This is a genomic window from Nesterenkonia sp. (assembly GCF_029265375.1).
Lineage (GTDB): Bacteria > Actinomycetota > Actinomycetes > Actinomycetales > Micrococcaceae > Nesterenkonia.
Genome location: NZ_JAJUJJ010000057.1, coordinates 1 through 1,790 on the forward strand (window position 1 = coordinate 1; position 1,790 = coordinate 1,790).

The following is a 1,790-nucleotide window of genomic DNA, read 5'->3' on the forward strand; positions in this document are numbered from 1 at the left end:
AGCACCAGTCGGGCCGCTTCCTTCTTGTACTCCGGAGTGAAGCTCCGGCGCTTCCTATTCATGGTTTCCATCGTGACACCTCTCTGGCAACAGCGGAGGCTGCTACCTATCTCAGATGTCCACTACTTCAGGGTAGGCCCATCAGTTGTACCCTTGGGGTGTGTTTCGATCATTGAGGTTGTGGTGGCGTGCGTCATCTCTTGCTCCTTCATAGGCCTACCGGCGCCGGACGGCCCCGGCCTCCTTCGACGCTACTGACCAGTTGTGAGAAGGACAACAGTTCGGGTCTGAACTTCACGCAATCTTCATATCGGCGCGCACACGAGAGATTGTGCGCCATAGGTAGAGTCAAGAGACCACGGGGCCACGGCCCGTCAGAGCCGAGGCGAATGAGCCAACTCTGGTTCCAGTTGCCTGCTTGCCGAGGCGACGCACAGCAGACCCTGAGTCACGTGAGCTGGGAGGTGGTGAGGCAGGTCGGGTCGCCCTCACCGGTCGAGATCGGTACGGTCGATGTCAGGCCATCGTGTTCAATGGTGAGTTCCGCGTCCACGTCGCGTGGAAGCCACAGTCCGAAGAACCCGTTGTCGTGTGTTTGAACGGTCTCATCGAACAAGGCCTCTCCGGTGTCTTCGTCGACGACAGTCACCTCCAGTTCTTCGTTCCCCATCTCGCCCACGCACGTGGTCAAGCTGTGGAAGAAGCAGTCGTGGGTCTGGTCCACGTAGGGTGCTACCGAGAGGTAGAACTCGTCCTCGGGCAGGGGCACCGATGATTCGTTGCCGTCCTCATCGATCATCACGACTTCTTCTGTCTCAACGGATGCGACAAAGTCGGTGGGGCGCTCATCCAGCGGCAGGCTTTCCAGTTCTTCGACAAGCTCACGTCCGGAGGCGTCCTCCAACCCGGAGGCTGACAGCCCGGTGTCACTGCCCCCAGACGTGGTTGAGGGGTCTTCCGATGAACATGCCGCAAGGAAGATCATCGCTGCCAGCGCGGCGGCAGTGGTGCTGAGTCGTCTGGTGTGGCTGGCCCGAGTCATGGTGGGGGTTCTCCTAGGTGCTGAGTAGTTCGACGAGTTCTTGGGATGGACTGATGGTTTAGAGGCTATCGCGCATTTCTTCCATCTCTTCGATCTCTGCATTCTGATCAGCGATGACGTTCTCTGAGAGTTCAAGGGCCTCCGGGTTCTGAAGCGCCCCGGGTCTGGTAGAGACCCTGATTATTGGATCCCAGCAGCAGCTGGGTGATCTTGAGGATACTCATCGACCGGGTGCTTGCTCCAGTAAAGCTCCTCGGCTTCGGCGGGCGGGATGTGCCCGATCTCTCCGTGCAGGCGCCGGTGGTTGTACCAGTCGATGTACTCCGCGACCGCGATCTCCACATCATTGATCCCGCGCCACCCGCCGCGGCGCATGATCGGATTGCGCACGCATTCGGCTTTGAACAGCGAGTTGAACGCCTCGGCCATGGCGTTGTCGTAGGAATCGCCCTTCGATCCCACCGAGGCCACAGCCTCTGCTTCATCCAGGCGCTCGGTGTAGCGAATCGCTCGATACTGGGTGAATTCAATCGGTGGTAGCAACACTTGGCTGTTGTACTGATTCTAGATAGTCTTCGAACGCTTCAGCTGGGGTTCTCCATCCCAGGGTCTTCCGCGGCCTGGTGTTGAGGGTGTGAGCGATGGCTGCGACTTCTTCAGCGCCCCATCGAGAGAGATCGGTGCCTTTGGGGAAGTATTGCCGTAGCAGCCCGTTGGTGTTCTCGTTGGTGCCGCGTTGCCAAGGGCT

General features: G+C 59.2%; 2 protein-coding genes and 1 pseudogene. All 3 read right to left on the reverse strand.

Annotation, left to right across the window (positions count from 1 at the left end; genetic code table 11):
* Nucleotides 1–448 precede the first annotated feature (448 nt).
* Nucleotides 449–1,042 carry a CueP family metal-binding protein gene (locus tag Q1K09_RS13010; protein WP_300345904.1) on the reverse strand — a complete coding sequence of 198 codons (594 nt, stop codon included), beginning with the start codon at nt 1,040–1,042 and terminating at the stop codon, nt 449–451.
* Between the two features lie 180 nt (nt 1,043–1,222).
* Nucleotides 1,223–1,588 (reverse strand): integrase core domain-containing protein, encoded by a 366-nt coding sequence (locus Q1K09_RS13015; protein ID WP_300345905.1) that lies wholly within the window; start codon nt 1,586–1,588, stop codon nt 1,223–1,225.
* Nucleotides 1,569–1,790: pseudogene (locus Q1K09_RS13020) on the reverse strand (IS30 family transposase); the annotation flags it as partial. The pseudogene Q1K09_RS13020 and the gene Q1K09_RS13015, both read right to left, overlap by 20 nt.

Bases quoted from the DNA above. Each gene is read 5' to 3' on its own strand.
- Q1K09_RS13010 (WP_300345904.1), bottom strand. From the start codon at position 1,042: ATGACTCGGGCCAGCCACACCAGACGACTCAGCACCACTGCCGCCGCG.